Source organism: Lysinibacillus sp. G01H (assembly GCF_028872195.1).
Classification (GTDB): domain Bacteria; phylum Bacillota; class Bacilli; order Bacillales_A; family Planococcaceae; genus Lysinibacillus; species Lysinibacillus capsici.
The window spans coordinates 212498-231352 of record NZ_CP118397.1 but is presented as its reverse complement, the minus strand read 5'-3'; the positions used below and the strand labels follow the sequence as shown (position 1 = coordinate 231352).

General features: G+C 36.2%; 11 protein-coding genes and 2 pseudogenes. 7 read left to right on the top strand and 6 right to left on the bottom strand.

Going from position 1 to position 18855, the window contains the following annotated elements; translation table 11 throughout:
• The first annotated feature begins 157 nt into the window (after positions 1-157).
• Positions 158-1435 (top strand): hypothetical protein, encoded by a 1278-nt coding sequence (locus tag PSR12_RS01115; protein WP_202342741.1) that lies wholly within the window; start codon positions 158-160, stop codon positions 1433-1435.
• Between the two features lie 199 nt (positions 1436-1634).
• Here PSR12_RS01115 and PSR12_RS01110 read toward each other — a convergent pair whose 3' ends face one another.
• From PSR12_RS01110 to PSR12_RS01095, 4 genes and pseudogenes are all read right to left on the bottom strand, one after another.
• Positions 1635-3560, bottom strand: a complete 1926-nt coding sequence (locus PSR12_RS01110; RefSeq protein ID WP_221681379.1) for an ABC transporter substrate-binding protein — start codon at positions 3558-3560, stop codon at positions 1635-1637.
• A gap of 179 nt (positions 3561-3739) precedes the next feature.
• Positions 3740-4684, bottom strand: a complete 945-nt coding sequence (locus tag PSR12_RS01105) for an ABC transporter substrate-binding protein (protein WP_221681378.1) — start codon at positions 4682-4684, stop codon at positions 3740-3742.
• Positions 4685-4785: 101 nt separating this feature from the next.
• Positions 4786-6348, bottom strand: coding sequence for an ABC transporter substrate-binding protein (locus PSR12_RS01100; RefSeq protein WP_221681377.1), 1563 nt, complete (start codon positions 6346-6348; stop codon positions 4786-4788).
• A gap of 355 nt (positions 6349-6703) precedes the next feature.
• Positions 6704-6952, bottom strand: a pseudogene (locus PSR12_RS01095) (hypothetical protein); the annotation flags it as partial.
• Positions 6953-7124: 172 nt separating this feature from the next.
• Between PSR12_RS01095 and PSR12_RS01090 the strand changes: the two are divergent.
• The 6 genes and pseudogenes from PSR12_RS01090 (at position 7125) to PSR12_RS01065 (ending at position 14041) form a co-directional block, all read left to right on the top strand.
• Positions 7125-8081: an ABC transporter substrate-binding protein gene (locus tag PSR12_RS01090; RefSeq protein WP_257520968.1), complete on the top strand. Its 957-nt coding sequence runs from the start codon at positions 7125-7127 to the stop codon at positions 8079-8081.
• Positions 8082-8178: 97 nt separating this feature from the next.
• A complete protein-coding gene (locus PSR12_RS01085) occupies positions 8179-9813 on the top strand; it encodes a helix-turn-helix domain-containing protein (protein ID WP_274771257.1) in 1635 nt (544 codons plus the stop codon).
• A gap of 32 nt (positions 9814-9845) precedes the next feature.
• A complete protein-coding gene (locus tag PSR12_RS01080) occupies positions 9846-11030 on the top strand; it encodes a helix-turn-helix domain-containing protein (RefSeq protein WP_274771255.1) in 1185 nt (394 codons plus the stop codon).
• A 45-nt stretch (positions 11031-11075) separates the two neighbouring features.
• Positions 11076-12074, top strand: a complete 999-nt coding sequence (locus PSR12_RS01075) for an ABC transporter substrate-binding protein (protein WP_274771253.1) — start codon at positions 11076-11078, stop codon at positions 12072-12074.
• On the top strand, positions 12071-12871 hold the full coding sequence (locus PSR12_RS01070) for an alpha/beta hydrolase (protein WP_274771251.1): 801 nt from the start codon (positions 12071-12073) through the stop codon (positions 12869-12871). The genes PSR12_RS01075 and PSR12_RS01070 overlap by 4 nt, the downstream gene beginning before the upstream one ends.
• 118 nt (positions 12872-12989) lie before the next feature.
• Positions 12990-14041, top strand: a pseudogene (locus PSR12_RS01065) (IS3 family transposase).
• A gap of 113 nt (positions 14042-14154) precedes the next feature.
• Here PSR12_RS01065 and PSR12_RS01060 read toward each other — a convergent pair.
• Both PSR12_RS01060 and PSR12_RS01055 read right to left on the bottom strand, forming a co-directional pair.
• Complete coding sequence (locus tag PSR12_RS01060; protein WP_066038057.1) at positions 14155-14409, bottom strand: hypothetical protein; 255 nt, start codon at positions 14407-14409, stop codon at positions 14155-14157.
• Between the two features lie 174 nt (positions 14410-14583).
• The gene (locus tag PSR12_RS01055) at positions 14584-18684 is read right to left on the bottom strand and encodes an S-layer homology domain-containing protein (protein ID WP_274771247.1); all 4101 of its coding nucleotides are present in this window, start codon (positions 18682-18684) and stop codon (positions 14584-14586) included.
• Positions 18685-18855 lie beyond the last annotated feature (171 nt).

Here is an 18855-nt window from a genome sequence, read left to right as displayed (position 1 = left end):
CAATAAAATCTATCAACTATCTACCTATTCATCTAAAAATGCTTAAAAATATCCTAGGCTATGATAAAATTAAAACAACACCATATATTGGATAACCTCTGCGAACCGAGGCCAATTTTATCTATAATAATTATGGAAATAGGAGGTTTCTCATCATATGAAAAATAAAAAAAAGTTAGCATTACTGTCTTTAGTGGCCGTGCCCTCACTTCTTTATAGCGCACCAGTATCGGCTACTGAGATACCAAAGCCAGCCTACATAATTGCTAACTACAATGCTAACGTGGCAAATGTTATACAACTAATTAACAATATTAACAATACAACTGCTACTTTCCAAACCAATTTAGAGGCAGCTTTGAAGGCTTACAATGCTTTAACGGAAACAGAAAAACAGTATGTTACGAACTACTCCACATTGTCAGCACATCAGCAGACAAGAATTGCTTATCGTAAGCTTGCAGCACAAATTGAAGAGAAATTGTATTCTGTGGATTCTACGTCCTCTAATTATTATCAAAATGTTACTGAAACAAAAGATTGGTATAATACCCTGAATGCAGCGCAAAAAACCTTTGTAAGTGCATCTGCGCAAAAAATTCTAACTTCCTATATCGCGCCAAATACATCTGTTGACAAGGTGGTCAATAAAATTCAATTGATTAATTCATCTCGTCTCTCGTTCCATAAAGATGTAGCCAATGCCCGAGCAGAGCTTAATGCACTACGTAGGTTTTCGAATATTTCTTTACCTGTAGGTATCGAGCAGCAATTACTTGATGCAGAACAGCTGGTTGTAAAGGATAAGGCAGCAGCTAAAGAAGTTGAAAACGCTATTGCAGCTTTATCACCAAAAACATCGACAGCTCAGGATGTGCAGGCAGTCAAAACTTCTTTTGAAGCATTAACACCTGTTCAGCAGCAGCTAGTCCCAAATGTATGGACTTTAGTGGATTTTGTACAAGGAACACACACACTTCCTTCAAAAGATAACATACCAAAAACACCTGTTTTATCTGATGCAGCAGCTGTCCCAGGGAAAATTACAGCTATGATAAAAAATAAAAATATCTATAAAGCTAAAATTAATGTAGCCGCATCAGAAAATGACACGGAACGTTATATTCTAACAACAGAAGACAAAATGACCATCATTATTCCTCCACTTTATACACTTGTCAATGAAGATGAAGGGGTTATGGATATTCAAGTAACAAAAAAGGCAAATCGAATTACTCTTCAAGCTACATTGAATAAACAACCAGTAACCTTTGATGCAAATATGGAAATCATAATTGAAGGCTTACCAGCCAATTCTTCCTTCAATCGCTCAAATGGTTTTGGCAAGCAAGTTCCAGCTGACTTTACCATCAGTGGAAATCGTCATATTATCCAAACTACTACTCCTGGCACGTTCCAAATCGTAAGAAATTAAATTAAAGCACTAAAGAAACAATGTTGGTTTCTTTAGTGCTTTCTTTCTTTTTGAAAAGTTAATCTCTATTATTAGAAGTGCACTTTAAAAAAGAATAGACAAAGTCAAATAATCAAATTTGTCTCATTTTAAATAAAAATATAACCTCTCTATAAATGTTATGTATTAATAATCATTTATGGGGTAAACCATCAATTTTTTAATTTTTAGTTGTATCAACTAGTTGGTCCACAATGAAATCTAGCTGTTTTGATAATGAATAAATGTCGTTGTAGTAACAAAAACCAAAATCCATTTCGATAAGCCTTCCTTCTTTAATGGCAGGAATATTAGACCAAACTGGATGATCTGTTAAATCTACCATTCCGTCATAAGATGAGCGGAACACATAATCTCCTGCATAATCTGTTAATACTTCTAAAGAAACATCGATTGCCTCATTGGTGTTGTTTTTATCATCAATTTTCTTTTGAATAATATCTGGTGCTTTCATTTCTAAATACTCATAAAAAGCTTGGGAACCACGTCCAAAGGTATAACTTGTCACAACGGACATTTTTCCTTTGCCGCCTTCCATAATACTAACCGTTTTATCTGAAATACCTGCCTCTTTTAGCTTCTTTTGACTATCCTCTACTTTTGTATAGAAATTAGCTAAAAGCTCTTTTGCTTCTTTCTCTTTTCCTAGTACTTCACCAATCTTTGTTAAACGTTCATCTAGTGAGGTTGAGAAATCGATCATGATTGTTGGTGCAATTTTCTGCATTTGATCGTAAAGCTCATCCTTACTTGGAATAATGATGACATCAGGTTTTAATTGAATCACTGCCTCGACATTTGGTTCAAACCATTCACCTAAACTTTCAACTGTTTTTAATTCTTCCTCAAATGCTGCTCCCTCTTGTATTTTAGAGGAGCCCACTGGTGTCACATCAAAAGCTAGTACATCACCCGTATAATACATCACCACTACCCGCTCAGGGTTAACAGGTATTTCTACGTCTCCTTTCATAGTAGAGACAATTTTTGTTTGTGATACGCTGACTGCTTGAGTGGTAGAGGCTTGTTTTTCCCCGCCTCCTGTATTGCTTGATGTCCCGCTGCTGCAAGCACTTAATAAAAGCGTCAGACATAGAAAGAGTGTTGCAATAGCTGATAATCCTCTTTTATTCATTGGTTCATACTTCCTTTCATTATATTGATAACCATTCTCAATATAATCTTGGAAGCTCCAATCGACAATGGAGTATCTTTCAGACATTGAAGGACTATCTTTTATCAGATCACTTACTTTTTGCTTTTGACGGAATTTTGCAGGAGAAACGCCTACTCTCTTTTTGAAAAGTCTACTAAAATAATAGACATCACTATAGCCGACACCCATAGCGATATCGCGTAAGCTAGCATTTGTCTTCTCAAGCAAAATAGAAGCTTTTTCAATACGTAGCTGAATTAAATACTCAATCGGGCTACAACCTAATTGTTGCTTGAATTGAATGGATAAATGAGATGGACTATAGCGCAATGCCTTCGCAATGGATTCTAAGGTCAATGGCTGTGCATAATTTTGCTCTAGATAGGCTTTAATTTGACTAGAGACATTTAGCTTTTGAATGTCGACACTGTCCTGATCTAACTGCATGAAAATTTCATTTAATAATTGATAAAATAGCGATTTAACAGTAAATTTGCTGAGGTTATTGGCATTTTCCCACTTCTTATACATAAAATATATTTTTTCAAACATTGTAATAGGTGAGTTAGGAACAAGACTGTATTGATAGTTGAAAGGATTATTTGTTTGTAACGCCCTTGCTATCATTTTATTTGAGGTTAAAGGAATGGAAGCTCGATAAAATATTAAAAAATATTCAAAGCCTTTGTCTGTAGCCATTATTTGTAGTGTGGTGCCCTTTCCACCGTGAATAAGATGAAAGCCCTCTAGTGTATAGTTTATTAAATCGATTTGAACTTCCGCACCACCACCTGTGGCATAAAGAAACATATTTGCAGGCAATTTATATGATTTTCCGATTTCCTCAGGTTTGAATAGCTCATATCTTAAATCGAGCACTTTGATCGTTGCATGATTCCAAAGAAATAGAAACTCCTCTTTTGGTAGCATCCTACATCATTCCTTCCAATTCTTCACTACCTACAAGTTTATTATAATTGATAATCATTCTCAACATAAAACTGTATAAGCATAGAAAAATCACCCAAACAATCCAATGCCTGAGTGATTTTATGGAATTCCACTTAATTTTGTTTAGTATGTTGTACTAGCATTTCCAATTACTTAGCTTATTTTTTATTCGTGAGCCAGGTTGTTAATTCTTCTACCTGAGCCAACACGGCTGTTGGGTCATAATACCATGAGCGCTCCTCTGGCCAAACATAAAGATGATCATTTTTTACGGCTGGCAAGCTACCCCATATAGAATCTTTCTTAAAATCTTCAACTGTGCGATCATCTGAAGTCAAAATAATGTAGTCTCCTGCATAATCTGCCAGCACCTCTTCGGAAATTTCAGCCCACTGCTTTTCCATCATTTCATCTGCTACTTTAGCAGGTGGTTTGCGACCAAGTGCCTGATAGACTGGTTGTCCACCACGTCCAAAATTATCACCATATGCATAATACGTTTTGCCTGCATCCTCTATAATAGAGAAGCTTGCATCCTCTGGAATAATCGCATCTACCTGTGCTTTGGCATCGGCAATCCTTTGATCATATTGCGCCAGCCAATCCTTAGCTTCTTGCTCTTTGCCAAGCAACTCACCGAAATATGTAAGTTCTTCGTGTGCATCCTTCAATTCACCATAGGGAATGACAACTGTGGGGGCAATTTTACTTAAAGCATCATAATTTTCCCCATTGCCAGTAATAATCAAGTCAGGTTTGAGCGCTATTATCTTCTCAATCGACGGTTTCCCATAATCACCGATTTCTTCTACATCCTTTAATGCATCCTTTAAATAATAGTTTTCAAGTGCCAACCCAGGAGCTCCCACAGGTTTCACATCTAATACAAGCAAACTTGCAATATACTCCTCTGCTACAATACGCTGAGGACTAGTCGGAATAACAACCTCACCATTTGTCGTCTGAACCGTTTTTGTCTCTGCTTCTTTTGTATCTTGCTCTGCAGTCGGACTAGAATTTTTCTCCTTTTCTCCACAAGCCGTTAACAGAAGCAATATTAAAAGAAATAGTGGCGCTATGAATTTTCTATTTTGTTTCAGCAATTTTTTCCCTCCACACATACCAATTGATAATCATTCTCATTAATTGTAGAAGAATGTAAAATAACTGTCTATGTATGAAAGTGATTTGTTCCCCTGTATATTTATGATGTTAATACTTCCATTAATTTTTGTAATTGAGTAGCTGTAGATAATGGGTCATATCCATAAAATAATTCATACTGATTCAAAAAATACACCTGTTTCTTTTGCACCGCTGTAAGTGACTGCCATTTTTCTGAATGTAATACCCTCAAGAGATGCTCTTTTCCAAAATCTTTTGGAGGAAGAGCAGTGACGAATATATAATCCGCTGAAAAATAAGCAATATCTTCAATATCTACTGATAAGTAACCTGTTTGTTCAATATTTCGTGTGACAATCGCAGCTGGTCGACTAAAGCCCAAATCATCGTACAGTATATGACTCCCTCTTCCATGACTACTATTTAAACAATATGCTTGATGACTACCTATTTCCCAAACAATAGCAGTCCCCCTTGCTCCAAGTTGTTGGTCAAGAATAACGTTACACTGAGCTATCTGTTCATCATATTGCTGGAGCCAGCTCTTACATACTTCTTGTCTATCAACGATATGGGCAATCAACCTAAATTGCTCTCGCCAGCTTAATTCTCTACATGGTAGCTCGAATATAGGAGCTACTGACAGTAATAATGGTTTTTCATCACCCCCACTGTAGTTAATAATAATATCTGGACATGCTGCTGTAATCGCCTGATAATTTGAAGCAATATCATACTCATAGCCTTTCAGTTTCTGCGTACCAGGGACAGGCTTGATACCCTCTAGAAAAGGAGAGTATACACCCAACACTGGCGTAATACCAAGAGCTAGTAAGCATGCTGTATGATTGGTATTGAGTGCAAGGACACGCTTCGATTTCTGATAATAGACTGTTGGTGTTACACCTACTTTTTCTTTAAATTTCCGACTTAAATAAGTTCCCTCATTGTAGCCAACTTCCTCGGCAAGCTCATCTAATTTAGGCATTGTAAACAATAGCCTTTTCTGTGATTCTCGTATTCTTAGTAATGTTAAATATTCACTATATGTATAGCCTGTGTGCTTATGAAACGTACGAGAAAAATGTTCTGGACTTACTTGTGCTTTTTCAGCCATCTGCTCTCTTGTTAATTCTTCACGAAAATGTAGATTAATATAATGAAGTACTTTATCAATCCATAGTCCTTCTTTTTTTTGATTATTATCACGTAAATGGCTGTATAACACTTCTAGCATTTCACCAAATATTTTTTGTAAACGAAACGGATTATTGCTCTCAGTGTTCGCTTCTTTTTCTACTTCTTTAGCTAAATTCATCAGTCGATAGGAGCATTGCTCAATTACGATAGAATCTTGCAATAAACGATCAGTTTTGTAACCATATACACAATATTGAATGACGATTCCTCTGCTTTCGCATGTTTCAAGAAGATGAAAATCGTCAGTATTTTCTATAAGCATAACAGAATTTGAACTAAGCCTAACGTGCCTACCTTGAAGCGTACACTCTATATATCCCTCATATACTATGACCATAAATGGGTAGGTGAATTGTACTATGTCACTTAACATTTCATTTAATTTCACTATTTGTATAGGTTGATAAAAAAGATGGGACAGTAACTGATTGTCTTTGTACATTTAAACTCTATCTCCTAAACAGCAAATTGATATTGATTATCATTTTCATTATAATGGAATAGAATGAGAGAAATCAATTGAATTAGGAGGCTTACAGCTTTGAAAAACTTTATAAAAAAGAATGCCTTTTTAACTGGCATTTTAATGATTTCCATCCTTTTGGCTGCATGCGGAACTTAATCCTCTTCCACAGCAGAGAAGTCAAAGGTTGCAAACTCCAATCAAGTCTTAACAGATTCAATAGCACATGAAGTGACCATTCCTAAAAATCCCTAACGCATCATAGCTCCATATCTAGAAGATCACCTTGTAGCATTATGTCTGGTTGCTTTTTGTACAAAACGCTAACAAAACGACGATTAGTAAGTACTCCAGAAATCCCTACTGTTAGTAAATAACCTAAAAACAGTATTGTTCCTAGGTAACCAGATTGGGCGGTTGTGAAATACATTCCCTCCTGCATAAACGGCAATATAACTCCATATGCCATGCGAAATCCCGTAGTTTTAACAATTAATAGCATTCCTGCTATGACAAACACCCAATAATTTTCATTTTTTAACCCCCTTTCATTACACGAATCGTAGTCCAATGAAAGGTCCATTTTCCACCAATGGAAGGATACTTATACGGTAAAACGGATTTTATTTTAAGGTTAAAGTTAGATTTTTGGATAAACCTTAATGGCCCTTTTTCATTTTATCCATTGTTCTAGGCCACTGACTAATTTATGCTAGCCTATATCGATAATGATTATCATTTACGGAGGAAGAGACATGAAAAAATTAAAGCGACATATGCTCATTTATAGCTTATTATTACTGGTTAGTATCATACTGGCTGCTTGTGGTTCTACCAATGGAGAAACGAAGAAGGAAGAGACAACAACATCAGCATCAACAACTCGCCTTTATAAGGATTATTTAGGTCATGAGGTTGAAATTCCTGTAGATCCTGAGAGAGTGGTTTATCATGGAGAAGGATACGGTGATTTACTTGCATTGAATATCAAAACAGTTGGTGCTGGCTTCTCTTGGATTACAAATTATGCTTGGGAAGATCGCGTAAAAGATGTGGAGGACGTTGGTTTTCCTATTAATGTGGAAAAAACATTGTCATTAAAGCCTGACCTTATTATTATTGGTACTTCTGATGATAAGACATATTCACAGCTTTCTAAAATCGCTCCAACTATCGTGTTTGATACTTTTGCGCCATTAAACCAACGTTTAACCGAGCTGGGCGATATACTAAATAAAAAAGAAGAAGCGACTCAATGGATGGATGCTTATACAGAAAAAGCGGATAAAATGTGGGAGTCGCTTGTAGCTGATGACATCATTAAACCAGATGAAACGGCATCGGTTTTAACATATTATCCAGGAGACCGATTATTTGTCATGGCACGTGCTGGACTTTCTCAAGTTTTATACGATTCAAATGTGCTTAAGCCTGGTGACAAAATACAAAAAATTCTTGATGATGGAACAGGCTTTGCTGAAATCTCCACAGAACTTCTTCCTGAATATGCTGGTGATCGAATATTCATCCTCACACCAGTCGATGATGAAGCAAAACAATCGACAAAAGAAATGATGGAAAGTCCAATTTGGAAGAACCTACCAGCTGTGAAGAACGGTCATGTCTACACGATTGATATTGAAAAAAGTGATAGCGATGCCTCAACAAGAGAATGGCTGTTATCACAACTACCTACTATGTTAAAAAAATAGCTAACAAGAGACATTTCATCTTTGTTGAAATGTCTCTTTACTTTTTATACAATACATTTAATTGATAATCATTTTCATTTACTAAGGAAGTGAACAGATGGAAGACAACAAATCAGCTTCTATTAACAAGGATTTACTATTTCATTTAGAAAATATTGACTGTATTTCGCAGAGCTATCCGTTTATCTCGACTTCTCATCATACGATGATACTTTTTACAGATGGCTGTGGGACGTTGACGATTGATGATATACCTTATTTAGTGACGAAGGGAAAAATTTTTCTGGTACAGCCCCGTTCTATGATTGATTTATCGGATATAAATAATGGTTACTGTTTCTATAAAATTACTTTTTCAGCCTTTCAGCTAAAACATAAGCACCTTTCCCCACATCTAGGATCTATTTTTTCTGATGAAGTGGAATATACAATTTATCCTTATACACGCTTAATTCGTCTTACCGAAGATCTGGATAATTTAAATCCTAAATTGGATTTTCTTAAACAACAAGGACTGTTGTATGAACTATTAAATTTATTATTTGAATATCAGCTTCAAAAGAGCTACCAGTTGTCAATGACAAAGGTAGTTGAAGAAACCATTGACTATATACATAACTATTTTCAACTTCCTTTAACGGTGAAAAAGCTAGCGGAACTCGCTCGTATAGCTCAATGGCAATATAGTGCGATCTTCCAAACCTTAACTGGGAAGAAACCGCTAGATTATATTACAGATTTACGTCTTACAAATGCCAAAGAATTATTGCTACAAACAAATGAGCCATTAAAAGATATTGCGCAGCAAGTGGGATTTGATGATGAATATTATTTTAATCGCCGCTTCCGACAGGTAATTGGAATTCCTCCAAAACAGTTTGCACGACAATATAAACAAAAAACTGTTGTAAAAGATTGGACAGGACATGAGGTAGCAATCCCTCGTTCACCACATCGTGTTATTTATCATGGAGAAACGTTTGGGGATATGTTGATTTTTGATTTGCAGCCAATAGGCGGAGACAAAACCTCTATTAGTAAATCCTTCTATAAAAACCATGTTCCTTATATTCAAGATGTTGCCTTTCCAATCAATCTTGAAAAATCTTCGCAGCTGAACCCTGATTTAATTATCTTTACAAATAATGACGAGCAGCAATATCAAGCACTATCTTCTATTGCACCAACGGTAACCCTAAATTCCTGGGATTCATTGGAGGAACGCGTCCTTTTATTAGGGCAGTGGCTTAGCCAACAACAGCGTGCAGTAGATTGGCTAGAATATTTTAAAATCCAAGAAAATACTATGTGGCAGCAGCTACAAACAGTGATAGAGCCTGGCGAAACAGCATCTGTTTTGACTTTTGATCATGGCAAACGCCTTTTTATTATGGGCTGTACAGGTCTATCCCCTGCCCTTTTCCATCCAGATGGATTTCAGCCGCACCCTCAAGTCAAAAAACTACTTCAAGCAGGCGAGGGGTATAAAGAAATACCAATAGATCACTTACCTCAGTATGCTGGTGACCGCATCTTTATGTTGTTATCTGATAAACCCGAATCGCAAATGGCTACGATGGAATTGATTAATAGCGATATTTGGAAAGGACTCACTGCTGTACAAACTAACCATGCTTATTTAGTGGATGCAACAAAGTGGAATTACGGAGATGCCTTTACAAGAGAGAAGTTACTCGGTGCATTACCAAAGCTATTGGTTACTACCAAGTAATTCTCATACTTATAATAAGGGGTGACATTTATATGAAAACGGAAAGTATAACAGATATGACAACTCAAATATCATTAAAGGATATTCGAGATTATATTGCTAAAAACCATCATCAACCTCTCACGATTAAGCATCTAGCACTCATTTCGGGTCTGAGTTCCAGCTACTTTGGAGAGGCATTTAAAAAGGCATTCGGTCAAAGTGCCACAGATTATTTAACGGCGCTACGTATCGGACATGCCAAGCAATTACTGCGTGATACCGATTTATTACTTCGTGAGATTGCTAGAAAAGTAGGCTACAGTGACGAATTTTATTTTAGCCGAAAATTTAAAAAGGAAGTTGGGATTTCACCTTCTGCTTATAGTAAGATGGCTCGCCAGCGTATTTCTACTTTTTCGGTCTCCGCTACTGGAAATTTATTAGCGCTTGGTATCATACCAGTTGCAGCTCCGCTGAATGCTAAATGGAGTCCTTATTATTACCATCATTATCAAGAGAAAATTCCCGTGCATGTTAATATATTTGATACAGAATCAGAGGACAACTTCAAAAAATTAGCCTCTGTTAAGCCAGATATTCATATTTTTCAAGAGGAACCCTCCCTCTCCATGCTTGATTGGCTTCAAACAATTGGCATCCAAAATATCTTTATACAAGCGAAGGATTGGCGAACACAGCTGAGAGAATTAGCTGTAGCTGTTAAAAAGAAAAGCGTAGGTGAGCGCTTCATTCAAACATATGAACAAAAGGTATTACAGGCGAGATTAGAAATTAATCAAGTTGCTGGAAATGATACGTTTGCCGTTCTTCGTTTATGCGGTGATCAATTATTTATGTATTGTAATAAAGGGATTCAGGATGTACTGTTTACAGATTTACAGCTTCGTTCTGTCGATGCTCGCCAACAAACATATAATGAGCATATTACATTTGATCAGCTAGTAAATATAGACCCTGACCGTTTGCTATTTATCATTTGTCCAGATTCGCCAACTCGAAATTATTGGCTTACTTTACAATACCTTGATCGTTGGAAAGAGCTCCGTGCCGTAAAAAATGGACATGTCTATGTTTTACCTTCGAATCCTTGGTTTGAATACTCAGCTATTGCTATAAACCGAATGCTAGATGAAATGTTGCTTATGCTAACCGGAAAAAATCCAAATCCTTTTCCTGTCCCCGTCCATGGTAACGTATCTGACGGTGATTTATAATTCTATTTGAGAATGATTATCACCGGAAGGAGACTTTGATGAACAATGAAACAAAATTGTCGTAATCAATGTCATACAATTATAAAATCTGCCTATTTATTAGCGATGTTTTTGCTAACTATCGGCATACTTTCCGCCTGCAATACCCAATCAAGCAATAAAGAGGAACAGGTAGAAACGCAGGCATCCTCAGAAAGTACAAAGGAGCAAAGTGTTTACCCGCTAACACTAAAAGATGAGGTCGGGAATGAAGTAACACTACCGGCTAAGCCTACTAAAATTTTTGCACCTGTCATGGAGGATTCATTACTAGCTCTTGGTATCAAGCCTACTATGCAATGGTCTAACGGTGTTAAGCCACAGCTTTATTTACAAGATCAGCTACAGGGTATACCAGAAATTAGCTTTGCAAGCGGTCCCCCATCAGCCGAAGCCATTATGGCAGATAAACCAGACTTAATTATTTTGCATAATTCATTTTATGTGGAAAATGGCACCTATGAAAAATATGCAAAAATCGCACCAACCTATGTTTTTAATAATGCTGCAAGTAATTTAGAAGGCTCTATTAAAGTTTTAGGGCAACTACTTGATGAAACAGACAAGGCTGAGCAAGCTTTAAAGGATTATCAAGAAAAAGTAGATGTAGCAAAAACAAAGCTATCCTCTATAACAAAAGGTAAAAAAATTGCTTTAATTCGCTTTAATGCAAAAGGTATGTTTTTCATGACTGATGAGTATTTTAGTGGATATGTCCTGACACATGAATTAGGATTTGAACAAAGCAGCTACGTGAAAAATGGTGCCTTCGAAGTATCATTGGAGATTCTACCTGAACTGGATGCCGATTATATTTTCCTAATCAATGATGGTAATCTTGGGGATGAATTTTTAAATGAGTTGAAGAACAGTAAAATTTGGCAAAGTACGGCAGCCTTCAAAAACGATCAAGTATTTGAGACATCCGAGGATTACTGGCTAAATGGCGGTATTCATGCTCAAGGAAAAGTGATAGAAGATGTATTGGAGTTTTTAGCGCCATGACAACAATGACAAAGAAACCTTATACATCAGAAAACTACTTAGAAGTTACTATGACATCTCGTCAACAGCTAGATTATCGCCTTTTAATTGCAAGCCCAACAGATGAACCATCAGCAGATGGTTATACTGTCATCTACGCCTTAGATGGGGACGCCCTTTTTCCAACACTTGCAGAGGCAGTGAAATTACAAACCCGTAAACCAAAAGGCTATGATCCTATTCTTGTTATTGGCATCGGTTATCCCTCAAAGGAACCTTTTGATATGGAGCGACGCTGTCTCGATTTTACACTACCTGTTAGCAAAGAACATCTGCCACCACGTCCAGATGGAACGCCTTGGCCTCCAAACGGCAAAGCCAATGAGTTCTTAGATTTTATTGAACATGAGCTCATACCTGCTATAGCAAAGGAATGGCCTATCAATAAAAAGAAGCAAGCGATTGTTGGTCATTCCTTAGGCGGCCTTTTCACACTATATGCTTTATGTGCAAGACCTCACTTATTCAGTCATATTGTAGCTGGCAGTCCCTCTATTTGGTGGGCTGACAATGCGGTACTACAAGTAATAGACAGATTTTTTGAAGATTGGAACGGTCAGCATGCTATTAATCTCTTACTCACAATCGGTGCTAACGAGTTGCCAGATATGTTAGAGGGAGCTGATCTAGCGGCTGAACGACTGAAGCGTTTAAGCGACCAAAACATTCATACTAATTATGTGAAGTTTAATGAGGAGGACCACGTGAGCGTCCTGCATTGTATGCTTGGTCGACTTCCGCGATTTTTAAATTCCTAGCTAAAAAGCCCAAGTGGTCATATCTGAACTGACCCCTTCGGGTTAGACAAAACAAAAAAGCATCTTCAATTGAATTTAGGGTAATGTATCCTAATATCTATTGGAGGTGCTTATTTTTATGGGAACGAGAGTGAGTTATCCGCAAGAAGTAAAATTAAAAGCAGTTGAAATGAAGTTACAGGGTATTCCTACAAAGGTGATATTAGCAGAATTAAATATTCGTAATGACACTCAAATAGAAACATGGACACGTTGGTATAAAAATGGTGAAATAGATCGTTTCTAACAACCTGTGGGAAAGCAATATACTTTTGGGAAAGGTCCAGATGATCTTTCAGCTATCGAACAGTTGGAGATAGAAAATAAATTTTTAAAGCAACAAATTGAAGTTTTAAAAAAGTACGCCGAATTGGAAAGGAAGTGGTTGGACAAGTAATTGTGGAGATAATTGAAAACTTAAAAGAACAAGTAACTGTTCAAGAACTATGTGCAATATTGAATGTCCCTCGATCTACGTATTATAGATGGCGTCAAGAATCCAAACGGATTCAAGGGGCGTACCAATTAGAGAAAAGCGTTGGGGAACTTTGTAAAGCAAATAAATATCGTTATGGTTATCGAAAAATCACAGCTATCTTAAGACAAGATCGGGTTGTGAACCATAAGGCTGAGCAACGTATAATGCAAAAGTATGGTTGGCAATGTCGTGTGAAAGTTAAAAAACGTAAACAAACAGGACAACCACATTACGTGGCTAATAATCTGATGAATCGTGAATTTACATCACAAAAGCGCTTTGAGAAACTCGTTACAGATATTACCTACTTACCTTTTGGTGGGAAAACGTTATATCTATCTAGTATACTCGATTTATTTAATGGTGAAATTATTGCTTATACGATTTCTGATACTCAAAATGTAAATCTTGTGTTAGATACACTTCAGCAATTACCTGTTTTACCGCAAGGTTGTCTTTTACACAGCGATCAGGGCGCGGTTTATACTTCAGCAACGTATCAACAAGCCAAAGCAAAGGGCATTATCATGAGCATGTCCCGTAAAGGAACGCCCGCTGATAATGCCCCAATTGAATCGTTTCATGCGACACTTCGTATTCAATTGAAATTAAACAACCAGTCTCCAATTAATTATCGGAAACTGGTTGGGTGATGCTTTTTTGAGACTGTCTCACTAATGGGGTTCAGTCCCTATCCACTTGGACTTTTTTCTAACCTAGGCCAAAGAAAAAAGGCTAAGGGTTGCCCTTAACCTCTACTATCAGCTTATTTTGTTAACATATTTGAAAATTCCCCTAGCAACATGTTACTCGTTGTCATATCATCATAATTCCATTTATCCTCAATGAAATGCACTTTATTGTTTTTCACGGCAGGTAAGGAGTTCCACAATGGCTCTTGCTTTAATTTCTCAAAAGCATTTTGTGCCTCTTTAGCAGAATAAAGTAAAACAAAGAAGGAATTACTAAAAGTTACTCTAACTTTTAAATTTTGCTGGTCTATATTCGTTATTCGTCTCAATCAAAAAATTTACTATAATTAGTTAATTCCTCTGGGTTTATGTAAAAAACACCCCTTCGATGAATTCATAGGCTACAGTACCTATTTTCAACAAGAGGTGTTCTAATTTGTCTCATATTTTAATCTATTTTTTTCGAAAAATAATCGTTTCTAAAAGTTACTTATCGTCCTTGCTTACTTTGGACTTGTAATTGCATACCCAGGAGTAACCGGTGAAATATTTCCATATTGATCTCTAAGAACAGTGTAAATCATATCACCTTCCACAAAACTATATGGAATGCCTGGACGCACAGATAAAGTTTCTTCAATTCGAGAAGTATTACTTGTAACTTTTCCATTACCAGTTATTAAATTTGAATCTCCTGGATTTATTATTTCTTCTGCTTTATCAGGAGCTTTACCATTGGTTACTACATAATAATATTCAACATACTGACGTTCTTGATTTAATTTAATACGTATAAATAAATCTTTACTATAAGGTGTTCCGTTGTTTGTAACTAAGTTACCTTTTGCATTGCTTAATACTGCCGTTTCAACTGTTGGTGATAAATTAACATAAACATACTCACCAATATCATCAGCATCAAATGTATTCTTAGCCTTTAAAGAATCTAATACATTTGGTTTCATGTTAATACTAAATGTTTTATCCACATTTGTTGGAGGTGTTCCCGTGAATTTGATGACTAACTTACTCTTTTCTGTTGTCTTTGTTCCCTGTGTGTAGCTAACAAACTTGTAATCACTCAAATTTGCTCCTGTCATAACTAATAAACTATCAAGCGAGTCACCTTCGTTTAGGGTAATTGTTGATTTCTCATCTAATCCTCGCATTATGGCTTCACTAAATGTTATTTCAAATTCATTTTTATCTCTTACAATTACATCTTCAACTTTTGGTTTAGTTCCATCAGAATAAAATTCAGCCTTTTCTAATTCCGTTGTATTTCCTGCTAAATCTCTGGCTACATAGTAAAGCACATAGTCTTTATGAGCCTCAGGAACAGCAAATACTTCAGTTGTTTGCGGACCTTCCTTTAATTCGAGTGTTTTACTTGAATTTTTTACTTCTTCTAATGTTGGTGGTTGTTCATCTTTACGTTTTAATATATAACGAATTTGACCAGCCTCATTAGAATTAATATCTAGTTTTGCTGTAGCATCACCTTCTTGAGGCTTTACAATACCATTCATAATTTCTGGCGCAGTTCTATCTTTAACAAGTTCAATTGTCTGTATTTTTTCTGTCAAGTTCCCAGAACGGTCAGCCATAAAAATGTAAATACTCCAAGAATGGAACTTTGTTAAATTATTGGGTATTGGAATATTTAACTGACTGTCTCCTATCTCAATGGCTCTTGAACCTCCATATAAATTTAGTGGTACGTCCTGTAATGTTAATTCATTATTTGTACCACTTGGCAGTAACGCATTCAATTTTTTATCCATTATATCTCGCATAGATAAATCTGAGACTCTATTATTTGTAGGTAAAATAACATAATAATATGTCCCAGCCTTAGATGCATTAACGTTTAAAAGACCATGATCATATTGATCGTTTGTTTCAACACTTTTAATTGTTAATAAAGGCGATCGTGTATCCTCATGTGTGTAAACAGCAAAATTCCGCGGTTTTTCATGAGTTCTACTATTTTCAAATTCATTACCTGCAAGGTCATATAATGTAGGTTCTATAGTGACACGAATCGTATCATTATTAATAAGTCCTGTTGCTGACGGTATTGTTAGCGTTACCTTTGTATCATTTTCCTTATAGTCTACCTTAGATGGATTTATTTCTTTTTGTCCTGAAATACTCATAATCCCAGTACCACTTAAAACATAATTTTTCACATTTTTTGCAGCTTCTTCGTCAAGTGGTTCACTAAAATGGACAGTAATTTCATTTAATCCTGTCAGTTCTAGTCGTTGTTTTTCAATAGGGATAAATGGTGCAATATCATCCAGTTCCTCTGTTGTAAAGTCAGTCCATACAGCAGGATCAATTGAGAAGTTACCTGACTCATCCTTCATAACAACGTAAAGTTGATATTTTGTTTTAGCCTCCAAGCCTTTTAATATATCTTCTATCCCTAGGTTACCAGCTATTGCTTTACCCTTAACTGTTGTTGGGTCAGCAATGATATCTGCTGTTGTTGGGGCAGGAGCTGATGTTTCCTTACGTACATAATAATAATAGTCCCCAGGCTCAGTAGCTTTAAATGTGAATTTAGCACGTGTGCCTCCATGTAAAGCTGTCACATTTAGTTTTTCTACTCTTGGCGGAGTTCCATCTTTCATTTGGAACTCTTGAGAAACTATGTCCGATGCATTTTTCGAGCCATCCACAACCATGATGTAGATAACATATTCTTTTTTCTCTCCTAAATTGGAAACCTTAATTGAGTTGGTTCCTTTGATGGCTGCCGCAGTTCCATGTGCTACGTTCTTATTTGAGAGACGGTTAACCATTTCACTTTTATTTGGTGCCTCTGCGCCCTTTTCACGCACAATATAATAGTACGTACCGACTTCATCAGAAGTGAAATCTGCTTGAATTTCGCTGCCATTTAGAACTTTGACATTTGTAATACTAATGATTGGTTTTGTTTTATCATCAGGATTTTGATTCTCGTTTTCGTCCTTATCGATTGGTTTGCCATCTGGATCTGTAATATTACCTACATTATCTTTATCATCTAAGAAATCATCAAAGATATTATTCGGTGATTCGTCTTTAGGTAAAATAACTTTATCAATATACGTATAATCTCCAATATCAATTTTGCCATATGAATTATCAACAAATAATGTGCCAATTCGTCCATCAATATATAGCTCTAGATCTGTGTAGCTATTGTAATTGATCCAATCGATATTTCCTGAACCATAAATTGTAAGCTTTGTTTCTGTATTTAAATTTAACGTACCAATATCGCCTTGAATTTCAAACTCACGCACATTTCCAATGATGTCTACACGTGGTAGTTTTGTATTTGTTTCAATTTTTGTACCTGTTTGAGATACTACTAGTCGAGCAACACTGCTGTTATAAAATTCTAGGTATTTCTCAACATTTTTCATTTCCTCTTTTTCTTTAGACCAGTTAACAAATGGCTTATCATTTTCAGTATTTGGTTTTGTCCAATTTTGAAGATCGTTCGAATTGTTATTTGACGAATCATCGCCTTTATTATTATCTGGGTTTGACCAATTGATAAATGAAATATTGTTACTTGCCACACGACCAAGAGCTAATGGTTGATTATAAGTAGCCCCTAAATGCAATGGTGGGCGAACGGTTTCGTTGACAAACATTGTCCCTGTCAGCGTCATATTCGAGAATTCGATATAATTACCATTTACTACAATCGTTGCGCCAAAAGAACCGTAATTTCCATCAAAATCTAAAGAACGTGTGCTTGTTCCACTTGCATTAAGGGTTAATTTTGAAATGGAGCGAATTCCCTTACTCGATAAATCACCCTCAATGACAGCACCTTTTAACACAGGAGCATTATATTCGTTAAAAATATGAGCAAGGCTTTCTGGAATTGTATAAGATTGACCATTTATATAAACAGCATCATCATCCACATTTGTGATTTTGTAAGATGTTTCATTATTTTTCTTCTCTTGTGAACCCACTACAAACGAAGCAAACTGTCCGCGAGTAACAGGATCAAATGGAGAAAATGTAACAGGAGTTGTGCCCTTTGTAATATTCAGATCGATTAAAGTTTGAATATAGATGGCATTGTTTGTTTTGCTATTCACATCTTTGAAAATATTATTGTACGTAGGGGATACCTCTAAATGGAATCCAACTACAACCATTTTGGCTAGTTCCCCTCTAGTCAACACTTCATTCGGCATAAACATGCCATTTGAATAGCCCGACATAATACCTGCATTTTGCAAGGCCGCTACGTATTTATAATATTGATTGCCCTTTGGAACATCCTTATAGTAAGGATCTTGGATATTTTTTGTATCCAATTTTAACGCCGTTGCCAGCATTTTCGCTGCCTCTCCACGAGTTACACTGACATCAGGACGGAAAGTATTATCCGCAAAACCGCTCATTACACCCTGAGAATATAGTTTTAATATTTCATTATAATTGTCCGAGTATTGGTTAATATCCGTAAAGGGAGAAGTAGCCGCTGCTGCATTTGGTGGAGGTACTACAACAGCAATCCCGCTTGAAGCAAATACGGTTGCAATCAAGGCTTTATTTACTTTTTGGATTTTAGATTTATCCATTCCACTCTTCCTTTCGCTTATGTATTTTGATACGTACAAATATCATTTTGCTCATATCCTTTATATCGACCAAAGGCTAGTGAACCTTCATAGATAAATCTAAAATTGTAGAGTAAATTTCTTCTAGAGTTCGAGACTAAAATACGATTTCTTTACTATGCGAGTTCATAA